Here is a 14,089-nt window from a genome sequence, read left to right as displayed (position 1 = left end):
AAAATCACATTTAATGTGAATTTACTTAATATTTTTCAAAAAAACTTTCTGGTTTATTTCTATATTTGTTTTGACCAAAATAAATTAATAAACTGATTTAAAGCTAATTATGAAAAAACAGTTGTGTTTCTATTTGACTTTGTTATTTACTTGCTTAACAGCAGCTCAAGTACCCGTAAAAGTTGCTAAATATGACCTTCCAAAAAAAAGATTACTACTCCAGCTTTGTTCGACTTATTTGTACAACGCTAATCAAGGTGCTATAGATGTAGACAGTTCGGTAGTTTTAGCTGCTACAGCTTACAAATTGCCTTTAATGCTGGCATATGATGAAGGTTTTAATGAGGAATCGTTAATTGGAAGTGATTTAATTGAAAAAGGAAATATAGATAAGGCAAAAAAACTTTTGACAAATTCAAAAGGAGAAGACAGAATTAAAGTACTGCTGCAATTAGGAAGTTTTTATCTTTTTAAACCAGGTGTTAAGCCAGAGCATCTTGAAAAGGCAAAACTGTATATTGAAAATGCAGCTGCAGAAAGCAATACCTTGAAAATAGCAAAATGGCAGCATCAGAGTTTATTATTATTGGGTAAATATTATTTTCAGGCAAATAATCAGTCTGAAAGTCAAAAATGTTTTGCACAGGTTATAAACGAATGCCGAAAAAACAATGGCAAATTGGGTTTAGCCCAAAGTCTAGAAGCCCAGGCAGATGTTTTGTCTAATCTCGATCCTGAAAAAGAAAAAATGCTGAACGAAGTAATGTCAATTTATGCTGCGTTGGGATTAGAAGAAAAAAGAATTGAAAATTACAGCAAGATTACGACGATTTATTTTTGGACAGGAAAAATGATGGAAGCAAAAAAGAGGCTTTATCAAAGTTTAATTGATTTAAGAAAAATTGGTTTTGAGCACCAGCAATTTGCAGAAACAACGATTACTTTTCTTGAAGTAGAACAGCATAACATGAAAAGTGCTCTTTATTATGCACTTAAGAGTGTAAAAAGAATGGAAAGGGAAAAAGATTACACTTTTGCAGAAATATTTTACATGCGTTTGGGAGATGTTTATAATTTATATGGGCATAATTTGGAAGCCCTACAATTATATGAAAAGAGTATTGAAATTGCTAAAAATAATATTAACAGCGGAAATTGGTATAAAGGCTTTTTTGGTGCTGTTGCGGCTTTGGCACTAAAAGGACAAACTAAAGAAGCTCTTGCTTATATAAATTCAATGACTGCAAAATATCCTCCAAAAATTACTTTTGATAAAATGTCAGTCGCTTTTATAAAAGCAAATTGTTACGAAGCATTAGAGAAAAATATTGAAGCTGAAAAATATTTTAAAGAAATGGATTTCTATGCTAAACAATTAAATGCTCCAGAAACTATTAGAGAAGTTGCGCATCAATATACAATGATGGCTTTATTTTACATCAAAACAAACCGACCGGCTGCAGCTCAATTATATACAGATAAAGTCTTAGCGTATCTTAAAGGAAATAACACGGTTTCTAACTCGGAGAATCTAAAAATGTTACTTTATAAAACGGACTCGATTAAAGGTAATTATAAAGAGTCGCTGAGACACTTTCAGGATTATAAAAAAATAAGCGATTCTGTTCATGGTATCACTAAGAATCAGCAGATCGAAGAACTTAAAATTGAATACGAAACCTTAAATAAAGAACAAAAAATAAAACTCTTAGGTGAGCAATCAAAATTTCAGGAAAGTGAATTACAAAAATCTAAACTTTTAAATAATGTCTCGATTGGCAGTTTGATTCTTCTGTTGATCATCATTGGATTATTGTTCAACCGTTATCGTTTAAAACAAAAAAATCACGCTAAACTTGAAATCAAGGAAAGAGAGATCAATCAAAAAAACATTAACCTGAGACATTTATTGGATGAAAAAGAATGGTTACTGAAAGAGGTGCATCATCGGGTTAAAAATAACCTGCAAACCGTGATCAGTCTTTTAAGTTCACAAGCGGCTTATTTGAATAATGATATGGCGCTCTCGGCTATAAAAAACAGCCAGCACAGAATACATTCCATGTCATTGATTCATCAAAAACTTTACAAGTCAGATAATATTGCAACTATTAATATGCCCATTTACATTACAGATTTGGTTGAATATTTAAAAGAATCATTTTCAATTGGGCAGCGAATTCGTTTTGAAATTAAGGTTGATGAGCTCGAATTAGATGTTGCACAGGCGATTCCGCTTGGTCTTATATTGAATGAAGCCATTACCAATTCAATTAAATATGCTTTTCCGGATAACGGCGTTGGAGTAGTGGGAGTAGTACTTGAAAAAACCGAAACAGATCGATATCTGCTTGTTATTTCGGATAACGGAATCGGAATAGATACCAATTTAAAAGATCATAAAACAGACTCTTTTGGTATGAGTTTAATAAAAGGCCTGAGCGAGGATTTGGAAGGAGAATTTGTAATCGAAAATAATAAAGGGACTGTTTTAAAACTTGAGTTTAAGCCCGAGCATCCTCTTAATAAAAAGTATGTAAAGAAGCCAGATCTGAACTCTGAGGATTAATAAACTGGTACTGATATTTTATCATATTTCATAAATCTATAAACAAGAATTGTGAAATATAAAAAAAATATTTCTTTAATATTTGTTTTACTTATTGATAATCAGGTTTTTAAATTATGGTATTTAAATTGTATCATATTCAGAGCGTCTTAATTTTTTATAAGATGCTGTTTTTCAGCTGATAGATAATAATTTATTATCCCATAAAATAAAATTTATATTATGAAAACAAGTAATTCAAATGTATTAATCCTGACCACCGTAATTGGCAAAAAAGACCAGGATACTGCACGCAGCAGTGAAACTCAGTATGCAGCACTTTCTGGAAGAAAACTGGCATATCGCTCCATAGGAAGTGGATCGCCTATAATTTTAAGCAACCGTTTTAGAGGAACTCTTGATACCTGGGATCCTTTATTTTTGGACACACTTTCTAAAAACTATCGTGTCATTACCTTTGATTACACTGGTATTGGATATTCTACAGGAACTCTGCCAACTGATGTAATTTCTGTAGCAAATGACATAAAAGATTTAGCGTCTTATTTAAAATTGGAAAAAACAGCAGTATTGGGATGGTCATGGGGCGGACTTATCGCTCAAGCTGCAGCGTTGCAGTATCCAGAACTTATAACGCATGCAGTGATCATAGGTTCTGTGCCGGTAGGACAAAGAATAGTTGATATTGGGCCGGCTTTTTTGCAGGCCGCTGTAAAACCGTTAAATGATTTTGATGATGAAATTATTCTTTTTTACGAACCAAAATCTCAGAAATCAATAGACGCAGCTAAAATTTCTTACGAAAGAATAAGCAAGAGACTTGATGTGTCTAAAATTCCGTCGACAATGGAGGTTTTTCAGCTGTATTTTCAAGCGGGAGCAGCGGCTGCAGAAGACAAGGAAGGACTGAGAGAGAAACTTAAAAAAACTGCCATTCCAATTTTGGTAATTTCAGGAGATAACGATATTAGTGCTGCCGTAGAAAATTGGTTTCCGCTGCTTCGCGAACTTCCTACGGTACAAATTATCATACTTCCGTACGCTGGTCACGCTCCACAGCATCAGGAACCAATATTGACTGTCGGGTATATCAATACATTTCTGATGCAATAAATGAATAGTCACAAATATCTAACCAGCTTATCTTGATTATTGCAATATTTTAAAATGTTTATCTTAATTTTTTCTCTACTTTTTGTTTGCATATACACTCCTCTAAGTACCAAAATTTATCAATCAAATTTAAAGTCTTTTTGATAATTTGTAATGAAAAAAATATACATTTGAAAAATAAACCCTTATTTTTATCAGACATATCTACCTAATTTTGGGCTGATATGTCTGATGTTATAAGTAGTATATATTAGTTGGCGGTAATGCAACCAAAAAAAACGAAATAATTACAATGAAAGAAAATTTAGAATTACTAAAAAAACATAATTCAACAATCGAAATTACAGAAGTTGATAACTTTGTAAATATCCAAAAGATGTGGAATGATGAGACTTTTTCTTGTAATTTAGAAAAAGAAACAAATTTTTCGGAGTTTGGAAAAATTGTATTTCCAATAGAATTATCGGCAATATATCATATTGATTCAAATAAATTAGAAGTCATATATGCTCCACTAATTTCAGATAATATTTTAATTGGTCGTAAGTTTAATTTTTTCTATAATGGCATAGAATTTCAAGCAACATTTGAAAAACCAACTGATATTTTTGAAATTTTGGCAAAAGGATTTCAAGAAACTGAAACTGATAGTTCATCAGATACAGACTTTAGAAATTTGAGAAGATTTCGTGATTATTATAATCAAGATACTCTACCCGCATATATTAAAGATTTAATGGAAAATAAATTACCAATAAATTTTTTCATTTCAGGGGATTTTAACTCAATATCTAATGATTTTGTTTCTTTAGCAAAACATCTAAACTTTTATATGAGTTTTTATGATAGAGAGACACCTAATATAGTAATATTTGAACAAGACTTAGAGCAAAAAATATATGAAACTCCTTGTTATACAACAAAAGAAAAATTTCCAGAAATTATAAATTTAAGTAAGATTGACCCAATTCTACTTGATTTATTTCAAATTTCCAGAAAAACTACAAATGTAAGATTAAAGTTTATTTTTTATTTTCAAGTTTTAGAATATTGTGCATATTATCATTTAAATGACGATTTAAAAAAACGACTAACTAATATAATTAAAAGACCTGATTTACTAAATAACACAAATAATTACAGTAAATTACTTATAGAGGAATTTAAAGACCACTTTAAACAAAATGATGACAGCGCAAAATTAGAAAAACTTATTATTGATTTTTGTAATTGGGATGATTTCAAACTCGAAATAGAAACTAATAAAGATTATTTTTCGAATGACTTGATATTCGATGGAGGTTTAAAGATTCAAGCATTAATAAATGCAAATGAAACTTTTGAAAACGAACCAAAAGGTATTATGAAAAGCGTGAAATCAAATATTGAAAAAATTAGAAACGTGCTAGTTCACCTAAGAGAAAGTCGAGAAAATAAGGTAATATTACCAACTCCAAATAATAATAATTTATTAATTCCATATTTACATTTGGTACAAAGAATAGCAGAAAAGATTGCAATTCATCACCAATAGCACTACCGCCAACACACGCTACAAGCAATTTGGGTATTAGGCTTAATTGAAAAATGGTTTTGTATTTGGAAGATTTGGCAAATCCGAAGATTAGGCTTCCTTTATCCCAAACTGCTTGTAGCGCGGGGACGTTACCAGTAAGGCTACATCCAAAATACAACAGAATAATGACCTATAACTTTTTTGCAAACAAGGCAGACAAATTAGAAATTCTTGATTTTATTTTCAACGAAACCGACCTACACGTTTACGATTTAAGCTCAGAAAATGGAAAAGAAGTTTGTGAGTATAAAACGGTTGACGAAATCACTTCAAAGTTTGACCTTGATAATGGAAATAAATTTGAAGTTACATTTCAACTTTGGTCGCCGAGACATAAAGGTAAACCAATATTCAGAAAAATAGAACTTGACCCAAAACGTTGCAAAGGAAATACTTTTCGCTATGCAACTGATGGTTGGGGCTTAATACAATTATATTTTGGAGGTCTAAAAAACAATGAACTAAATCAATCTCATATTGGGCACTTTAATGAAGTTGGAGCCTCTAAAAATGAAAGTTCAATAACATTCAATGGAAAAGTTAATGATTGGAATTGGGCAGAAATACAAGCAACTTCAAGAAAATTAAAATATCATATTCACAATAAATTGGCGACAAGGAAAATTGGAAGTTTTGGTATTTTAAATGGTGCTGACATACTTGAAAGACAAGGAATAAAATTAAGATAAAAGAACAACCGACAAAAGGCCCAGCTTGTAACAGCTACTACAACGAATTTGGGCAACAGACTTAATGGAAAATTAGTTTTGTATTTGGGATGATTTGGCAAATTCAAAAATAGGACTTAATTTAGTCCAAACCCGCTGTAGTACCAGAACGTTGGTGGCAAGCTTAGCCAAAATTTCGCAAAATAAAGAATCAAAAAAAAATATAATTATTATTTTACCCAAATTATAGAACTAACAATTATAAAAATGACAGGAATAGATTTTGGAATGGATGTTTTACTAGGAATGAGTTTCTTTTTTCTTATCTATATTCCCTTTATTAATATTGCTTTCTTAAATAATTTTGATTTTTTAAAAAAAATTAAACCCTCATTAAAGTACATTACAATCATCTTTTTTATTTTAGTTTCTTGTTTCTTAACATTACTAATCATAAGAAATTTTCACGCTAAAAGTTTTAAATTTCTTTTTATATATTCCGTTTTTTTAAGCATCTTGACATTAATACGAAAGTATTTGACTCGGAATAAATATAAAGCCAGCCACTAACAGCCACTACAACGGATTTGGTCATTTAGCTTAATGGAAAACTGGTTTTGTATTTGGGATGATTTGGTAAATCCGAATAATGGGGTTAATTTAGTTCCAAACCCAACCCACTGTAGTACCAAAACGTTAGGGGCAATTTACAGCGACATTGTAACTATGAAAAAAAAGAAACTACTAAGAATCTTATTAATACTGCTAGTTTTGTTTTTTGCTTGGACAATCATTAACGCTATTCGTATTTATGATTATTCAAAAGAATATTATGAAAACACCTCTGATGTAGGCATTGTTTTAGGAGCTGGAGCAAAAAATGCTGCACTCTCGCCGGTTTTTAAAGAACGAGTAAATCATTCGATTAAATTATTTAAGAAAGGCGCAATAAAAAACGTAATATTCACGGGTGGTTTTTCTGAAAAAGAAAAAATTTCAGATAGTAAAGCTGCGGCAATTTATGCTCAAAAAAACGGTGTACCAATCGAACATATTTTTATTGAGGAGAAATCCACAATAACTTATACGAATTTAAAATACGCAAAAGAAATTATGGATAAAAAAGGGTTTACTTCTGCATTAATTATTTCGGATCCAATTCATATGAAAAGATCAATTCTTTTAAGCGAAGGTAATGGAATTTCATGCTATCCATCGCCAACAAAAACATCCATGTACAAATCAACAACAAGCAAATTAAAATTTTTGCTTTATGAATCTTTTTACTATAATATCAATTTAATTTTAGGGCACTATAACTAAATTAAACTGCCAATACAGACGCTCAGCGCAATTTTCGGTCTATGCGTGCCTGGAGTTTTTCATTCCAGAAAAGCTCTTAACTTACCGAAACAACGCAGTTCCAAAACCCAATCGCTCGGATATGCGCAACGATAGCGTGGAAATTCTTCCCATGCACGGATTACAAATTCGCGCGATCGGGTTATGTAAATTAACTTAATCAAACAAAAAAAAGAGACTCGAAAGCCTCTTTTTTGAATTAATATATTTTACAAATAATTATTTAGTGATTAATTTTTCAAGCCTCACCATCATTTCGTCTTTCTCTTTCAACATCCGCTCGTACAAAGCAATTTTCTCTTCGTGAAGTGAAACTAATTTTTCAATTGGATTAATATTAATTGTTCCGTAATTAAATGAATTACTGAAAGCATGTTCTCCAAAAGTATTAGAAATAATATTTACAGCTTGTTCTTCATCAAAGTTCTGAAAAGCTTCTACAGGAATTTTTAAAGAATTAGAGATTAGATTCAATATAGTATCTTCAATTACATCTTTTTGCTCGAGCATAGAAATTTTCTTCTGGTTCCAGTCATTTCCCAGATCAAAAGCCAAAGCTTCTTGTTTGATGCCAAGCATTTCTCTGAAGCGTTTTACGTTTCTTCCCTGATGTATTTTCTGTTCCATAATGAATATCAATTTTTCTAAAGGCTCAAAGATAAAGCCATTTGGATAAAAATCCTGAGTTTCAAAGATAAAAAAATATCGCGTAAAAGATCCCTTTTTGTCAGATATTATAGCTGGTTTTAGAATAGATTATCCTTTTGAAAGATTGCAATTTTGCTTAAAAATTTTAAATCTCCTTACTACTAAAAAGAATAAAATATCCAAAATGCTGCTTTAAATTCAATAGTTATCTTCTTTTTTTACTTTATTTCAAATTCAAAATCCAGAAAAAGTGAAATACTTTTTTTATTTTTACCTTAATCTATATATGCAGCAATACTGAATATACGCACTAATAACTTTTATGACTACGAATAATTGGCCCAAACATATTCAAAAATATCTTTTTTTACTAAAAGATGGTTTTTTCCAATTTCCTTATTTGTTTAATTCTCCACAAATAATGCTCGATAGCATAGCAAAATTACCAATTACAAAGCATTCTCAAACAAAGCAGTTACTGAGTATAAATACTTCTTTATCAAAAGCCAGAATATATTATAGAGAAATTGAAGAGGGGTTTTGGTTCTTTGGTTTTTTTCTAAATCTAAAAGAAAATATCATTGCTTTATCCAAATATGACAAGAGCGTATCTAGTGATTATTATCTTTTAACTTTTTCCTTATTTGAATATAAATTTCCTTTAAAAAGTGGAGATTTGTTAACTCTTGACAGCATTTGCTGGACATTTAGTAAACCCAATACCGAGATATCAAGTTACTTTTACAAACAGTCTAACGGAAAATTCTTTAGTATAGCCTTAAAAAAAGACTGGGTTAAAAAGAATTTTACATCGAAAACATTTAAAGAGCGAAAAGCGATATTACAATTTTTAAATGGCAAAAGAGGATCTTATACATGGCTGGATATTTCGGAAAAAGCACATAAAATTGCTGCAGATTTAACTGTGATTATAAAACAGACCGATAATATTGAGGAAACGAATTTGATTTTAAAAAAGAATTCAATGAAATTAATGGCTGAATTTTTTAATAATGTTTTTAATGACAGCCGTATAGAAGATAATATTTCGCTAAGCAATTTAGATTATTTTAATGTTGCAAAAGCAGAACGAATTATACTGCAAAATTTACATCTTCCTTTTATTGGTATCGATTTTATAGCCAAAGAAGTTAATACGTCTCCCACAAAATTAAAAGCAAACTTTAAAGCTGTTTTTGGCTTTTCGATGCTTCAGTATCATAAAGAAAAGAATTTAGTTCTTGCGATGCAGCTTATTGAAAAATCAGATTTTCATATTCAGGAAATAGCGGTTATTACTGGTCATGATTCGGCTGGAAGGTTTGCATCAAGTTTCAAAAAAAGATTTGGAAAACTGCCGTCTCAGGTGCGTTTTTAGACATTTCAAAAACGAAATTTCCAAAAAAGTTTTTTTTCTACGCTTTTATTTTTTGATTTTTTCTTCCTTAATAAAATTGTAATCGTTTGGTTATTAGTATTTATGATTTAATCATTACGGTTTTTGCGTAGACTTTTTCTTTCAGGATATCACCGTTGCTTTCTAAGCTAAAAAATGTCCGAATTGACTATTCGTGGCTCTATTTTTCATATACATTTGGCGAGAAAAAGAAGGGATTGACAATTTTTAGAGGTCAATTATTTGACTGTCAACTCTTATCCTTACTGCTTTGACAGTATTTTAGTATGTTTTTTTTTAATACGGAAAATGCGCTCAGATATCAAAAAATGATATTTGAGCGTACAGGGCTTTTGTATGCTTATTTGAAATTTTTAATTATTGATTATATATGGTGAACTTTACTTATTTAAAAAATTTAACGTGTAATAAAGATCGGACTTTGAAGCAATTCTTGGTTAGTTTTTTATTGTTGGTATCTGCAGACAATCTTTTTATGCAGATAGGAAAAAGTGCTTCAACCACAGGTTTATACTTAAAAAAACAGGTTGTTTCTCTTTTAGTTTTTATTTTATTAATTGGTTATTCAGCTGTGGCTCAGGATAAAATTGGTTTTGCGTCCAATCAATTTTATAAAGTGATTTCATTTGGAGAAAAAATTGATTTTGATGATATAGATCCAACCATCACCTGGACGATATCTAATTCTAAAAATAATATCTACACAACGCTGCGAGGTAATGAAATTAATAATTATGTGTTTCAGCAGCCTGGAGAGTACGAGATTAATTTTCAGGAAACTAAAAAGCATGATGAAGCATGTCATCACCCGCAATTTGCCGAAAGATTCAAGGTAAAAGTAGAACCTGTAAGAATGTCTTTTGATTTTTCTAAAATCACTTTTTCTGAGAAGATTGCGCGAGGAAGAAATTATTCAGATTTGATAATTACGGTTCCTGCAACAATTACTACAAAAGATAATTCCAATACAAAATTACCTGCACCGGGTATGTCGGTTGCGGGATTAGGAGTTTCATTTACTGTTGAACCAGTAGAAAAAGAGATTGTTATTGGTAATAAAACCCAATTATTAAAATATAAAGTATCAGGAATCGTCAATCAGGAAACGTATCTGATGTTTGATTTTCATGATTTTAACAATCAGGCTCAGACCTACAATCTTCCTCAGGTAATAAAATAATCAAGTTATTTATGATAAAAAACTACTTTACTTTAAATAGAGTATTGAATGTAAAAAGGGCAATTGCTTTGTTTTTTATATTTTTTATATTCAGTCAGGTCTCAAATGCACAATGTGCAATTCCAGTTTCAGGATGTTCAGGTACCAATTTATCTAATTTTGGAGCTGACTCAAATAATGATGCATCATCAATAGAATACGATAACTTTATATCAAGTTTTCATAGTACTATTGTACGAACTTCCGACGGTTCTCTTCAAGTTTGGGGAGAAAGGATGGCAAATAACGGAACAGCCAATTTAACAACATCCCGAACAATTAACAGAACAAATTTCCCTGCATTAAGCGCTGGAGCTACAGTATTAAAAGGAGCATTGGGGAGTAATTCTTCTAATTCTACTCAAGGAATAGTTTTGGCTACAGATGGATTGTATGCATGGGGTACAGCAGGAGCCGTTTTAGCTGCCAGTATTACTCCTAGTTCAACATTTCAGAAAATCACAATTGCCGGAAATGCTAACGGATTACCAACTGGTGTAAATCCCAGTGATGTAAAAATGATGTTTGCCACCTATGGAACATTAGCTATAACAACTTGCAGCGGAGCTGTATGGGTTATTTCTCAAACTGCAAATGTTAGAGGAAATGCAGCCACAGGTGATGCATTAAATTGGTATCAAGTAACTACGACAGAGAATGGTAATCCATTTTTGACCAACGTTGTTGCTTGTAGAGGAAGTTATAACAGTCTTATGGCCTTGAAATCTGATGGTACAGTGTATGTTTGGGGGACTAGTGTTTATTTAGGAGATAACAACGCCAGCATAGCGAATCAAACCAGAGCTGCACGAATGACGCTTCCTGCATCGATAACTCCAAAAATGATTGGTTCAACTGGACCAACCGGAGTAAAATCCTATTATGTTTTAGCAACTAATGGTAATTTGTACGCTGTAGGAAGAAATACAAACAAACAGTTGGGTGACTGGGACCCTGTAAACAGATTATCTTGGGTACAACCAAGATATAACGCTGTAAATGGTCCTGTTATGGATAATATTAAGTGGTTTAGTGTACAAGAACATGATACTGAATATGGCGCTGTGAATGTCATAAACAATAATTATAATCTATATGCTTTTGGACAAAATAATAAAAGTTTACTTGGAGGTGTAAGTACTAGCGCCACTATAGATCCTGTTATGCCGATTGGTATATCTGCTTCTGATAGAGTTTTAGCTGTGGAAACAGGAGGACATACCTCAATGATTGTTAAAGCCTGTGAATCAAGATTCGGTTATGTTGGTCATAGGTATAGTGGTAGTATGGGGAATGGCTCAACTGATGATGTAACGGAGACTACTTATACTTTTGCAACAGCCAACGTACAGATTTGCGGTGCAGAATCAAATCCAGTTATTCAGCCAATTTCATTAGGAGGAGGACCGGATTCTAAATATTGTATTGATGATCCTGTTTTATTAAATCCAACTCCTACAGGAGGAACATTAGAGCTTGTAAGCGGCCCGGGAACCTTAAATGGAAAGACTTTAAATTTTACCGGTGTTGGTACAGTTCAAGTTCGATATACAGTTACCACTTCGTGCGGAGGTACTACAATAACCAACAGAAGTTTTGAAGGAGCACTTTGTCCTGCAGATCTTCAAATTTCAAAAACAGCAGACAATGCTACTCCAGGTGTTGGAAATAATGTTGTGTTTACTATTACAGCTAAAAATAATGGTCAATACAAAGCTACAGGAGTAACAGTGAATGATGTACTTCCGTCAGGATATACTTTTGTAAGTGCAACACCTTCAACAGGTATCTGGTCGGCACCAAACTGGACTGTCGGGTCTCTTACCAACGGCAGCAGTGCAACTCTTGCCATTACGGCTACAGTAAAAGCAACAGGTTTGTATGCTAATACTGCCAGTATTTCTGGAAATAATCCTGACGGTACTGTTGGGAATAATTCTGCTACGGCTACACCTTTAGTTCAAACGAATCTCTCGGTAACCAAAGCAGTAAATAATACTACACCGAATGTTGGAAATGATGTAACTTTTACAATTACAGCTTCTAATGCAGGACCTAGTGCTGCGACAGGAGTTAAGGTTACAGATAATCTTCCTTCAGGATATACTTTTGTAAGTGCTACGCCTTCAACAGGTACGTGGTCAGCACCAGATTGGACTATTGGAGATCTTGCGAATGGTGCAAGTACTACTCTTACTATGGTAGCAACTGTAAATTCGACAGGTTCTTATGCCAATACAGCTACTATTTCTGGTTTGCAAAGTGATCCTGCTTCAGGAAATGATTCTGGTTCAGTTACACCAACTGTAAATCATCATCCAACTGCAGTAAAAGATGTTTACACAGTTGCCGAAGACAACACGGTTACTTTAACACCTTTAAGCAACGATACAGATGTTGATAGTAATACTATTACTCTTGTTTCAATTAACGGAACAGCCTTAACAGGAGGTGTTCAATCAATTACAGTTCCAAACGGAACAGTTAACATTTCAGCTTCAGGAGTGATTACTTTCACGCCTGCAGCTAATTTTAATTCAGCTACGGCAGTTAGTTTTCCTTATGTGATTACGGACGGATTATTAACCGCAACGGCGAATATAGAAATCACGGTTACGGCAGTAAACGATACTCCGAAAGCAGTTTTAGATACTTACACAGTTGCAGAAGACAACACCGTTACTTTAACTCCATTGAGCAATGATACTGATATTGACGGCGATACGCTGACAATTTCTTCTATTAACGGAACAGCTTTAACAGGTTCAGTACAGGTTATCACAGTTCCAAACGGAACAGTTAACATTTCAGCTTCAGGAGTGATTACGTTCACGCCTGCAGCGAATTTTAATTCAGCAACAGCAGTTAGTTTCCCTTATGTAATTACGGATGGATTGTTAACCGCGACAGCGAATATCGAAATCACGGTGACGGCAGTAAACGATGCGCCATCTGCAGTTTTAGATACTTATACAGTTGCCGAAGACAACACCGTTACGTTAACTCCTCTAAGTAATGATACCGATGTTGAAGGTGATACACTGACAATTGCTTCTATTAACGGAACAGCTTTAACAGGTTCAGTACAGGTTATCACAGTTCCAAACGGAACAGTAAATATTTCAGCTTCTGGAGTGATTACGTTCACGCCTGCAGCTAATTTTAATTCAGCTACGGCAGTTAGTTTTCCTTATGTGATTACGGACGGATTATTAAACGCAGCAGCGAACATCGAAATTACGGTTACGGCAGTAAATGATACTCCGAAAGCAGTTTTAGATACTTACACAGTTGCAGAAGACAACACGGTTACGTTAACTCCTTTAAGTAACGATACAGATATTGACGGCGATACACTGACAATTGCTTCTATTAACGGAACAGCTTTAACAGGAGGTGTTCAATCAATTGCAGTTCCAAACGGAACAGTAAATATTTCAGCTTCTGGAGTGATTACGTTCACGCCTGCAGCGAATTTTAATTCAGCAACAGCAGTAAGTTTCCCTTATGTAATTAC

General features: G+C 32.8%; 9 protein-coding genes. 8 read left to right on the top strand and 1 reads right to left on the bottom strand.

Annotated elements, in window-relative coordinates:
* Positions 1-109 precede the first annotated feature (109 nt).
* From B0A68_RS22905 to B0A68_RS22885, 5 genes are all read left to right on the top strand, one after another.
* Positions 110-2,569 (top strand): sensor histidine kinase, encoded by a 2,460-nt coding sequence (locus B0A68_RS22905; protein ID WP_035683349.1) that lies wholly within the window; start codon positions 110-112, stop codon positions 2,567-2,569.
* Positions 2,570-2,791: 222 nt separating this feature from the next.
* The gene (locus B0A68_RS22900; RefSeq protein WP_084679027.1) at positions 2,792-3,682 is read left to right on the top strand and encodes an alpha/beta fold hydrolase; all 891 of its coding nucleotides are present in this window, start codon (positions 2,792-2,794) and stop codon (positions 3,680-3,682) included.
* A gap of 292 nt (positions 3,683-3,974) precedes the next feature.
* Positions 3,975-5,216: a hypothetical protein gene (locus tag B0A68_RS22895; protein ID WP_089069793.1), complete on the top strand. Its 1,242-nt coding sequence runs from the start codon at positions 3,975-3,977 to the stop codon at positions 5,214-5,216.
* 167 nt (positions 5,217-5,383) lie between these two features.
* On the top strand, positions 5,384-5,947 hold the full coding sequence (locus tag B0A68_RS22890; RefSeq protein ID WP_089069792.1) for a hypothetical protein: 564 nt from the start codon (positions 5,384-5,386) through the stop codon (positions 5,945-5,947).
* A 705-nt stretch (positions 5,948-6,652) separates the two neighbouring features.
* The gene (locus B0A68_RS22885; protein WP_165770643.1) at positions 6,653-7,249 is read left to right on the top strand and encodes a YdcF family protein; all 597 of its coding nucleotides are present in this window, start codon (positions 6,653-6,655) and stop codon (positions 7,247-7,249) included.
* A gap of 258 nt (positions 7,250-7,507) precedes the next feature.
* On the opposite strand, the gene B0A68_RS22880 is transcribed toward B0A68_RS22885, so the two are convergent.
* Entirely contained in the window at positions 7,508-7,915 is a 408-nt protein-coding gene (locus tag B0A68_RS22880; protein ID WP_089069790.1) for a helix-turn-helix domain-containing protein, read from the bottom strand.
* Between the two features lie 442 nt (positions 7,916-8,357).
* Between B0A68_RS22880 and B0A68_RS22875 the strand changes: the two genes are divergently transcribed.
* From B0A68_RS22875 to B0A68_RS22865, 3 genes are all read left to right on the top strand, one after another.
* Positions 8,358-9,314 (top strand): helix-turn-helix domain-containing protein, encoded by a 957-nt coding sequence (locus B0A68_RS22875; RefSeq protein WP_165770642.1) that lies wholly within the window; start codon positions 8,358-8,360, stop codon positions 9,312-9,314.
* A 514-nt stretch (positions 9,315-9,828) separates the two neighbouring features.
* Entirely contained in the window at positions 9,829-10,533 is a 705-nt protein-coding gene (locus B0A68_RS22870) for a hypothetical protein (RefSeq protein WP_123947543.1), read from the top strand.
* Between the two features lie 11 nt (positions 10,534-10,544).
* The coding region (locus tag B0A68_RS22865) for a DUF11 domain-containing protein (RefSeq protein WP_123947542.1) at positions 10,545-14,089 on the top strand (3,545 nt) is incomplete at its 3' end.

Source organism: Flavobacterium reichenbachii (assembly GCF_002217435.1).
In the GTDB taxonomy this organism is placed as follows: Bacteria; Bacteroidota; Bacteroidia; order Flavobacteriales; family Flavobacteriaceae; genus Flavobacterium; species Flavobacterium reichenbachii.
The sequence above is the reverse complement of the archived record's forward strand: the minus strand, read 5'-3'. Positions and strand labels throughout refer to the sequence as shown.

Coding starts and splice junctions, on each gene's coding strand:
- B0A68_RS22905 (WP_035683349.1), top strand. CDS start 110: ATGAAAAAACAGTTGTGTTTCTATTTGACTTTGTTATTTACTTGCTTA.
- B0A68_RS22900 (WP_084679027.1), top strand. CDS start 2,792: ATGAAAACAAGTAATTCAAATGTATTAATCCTGACCACCGTAATTGGC.
- B0A68_RS22895 (WP_089069793.1), top strand. CDS start 3,975: ATGAAAGAAAATTTAGAATTACTAAAAAAACATAATTCAACAATCGAA.
- B0A68_RS22890 (WP_089069792.1), top strand. CDS start 5,384: ATGACCTATAACTTTTTTGCAAACAAGGCAGACAAATTAGAAATTCTT.
- B0A68_RS22885 (WP_165770643.1), top strand. CDS start 6,653: ATGAAAAAAAAGAAACTACTAAGAATCTTATTAATACTGCTAGTTTTG.
- B0A68_RS22880 (WP_089069790.1), bottom strand. CDS start 7,915: ATGGAACAGAAAATACATCAGGGAAGAAACGTAAAACGCTTCAGAGAA.
- B0A68_RS22875 (WP_165770642.1), top strand. CDS start 8,358: ATGCTCGATAGCATAGCAAAATTACCAATTACAAAGCATTCTCAAACA.
- B0A68_RS22870 (WP_123947543.1), top strand. CDS start 9,829: ATGCAGATAGGAAAAAGTGCTTCAACCACAGGTTTATACTTAAAAAAA.